The 208-nt window shown below is 39.9% G+C and carries 1 protein-coding gene; it reads left to right on the top strand.

Going from position 1 to position 208, the window contains the following annotated elements; translation table 11 throughout:
• The coding region (locus tag ACT3SX_RS15805) for an IS3 family transposase (protein WP_444761901.1) at window positions 1-162 on the top strand (162 nt) is incomplete at its 5' end.
• Window positions 163-208: the final 46 nt, after the last annotated feature.

The raw sequence follows: 208 nt of genomic DNA, 5'->3' as shown, positions 1-208 counted from the left end.
AATGAGCTGGTATATCATCAAGACTATAAAACAAGGTTCACAGCCATCAATGATATTATCAGTTATATCGAGCTGTACTACAATCAGACGAGGATTCAAAAGGGTTTAGGCTATAAATCGCCAAGACAGGTGTGGTTTGATTATTATCGTCAGGCTGCGTAACTAAAATCTCCCAAGTTTATGTGTACGGATTTGACGGCAGGGGTCA

This window comes from Psychrobacter sp. AOP31-B2-9 (assembly GCF_052378005.1).
Lineage (GTDB): Bacteria > Pseudomonadota > Gammaproteobacteria > Pseudomonadales > Moraxellaceae > Psychrobacter.
The sequence above is the reverse complement of the archived record's forward strand: the minus strand, read 5'-3'. Positions and strand labels throughout refer to the sequence as shown.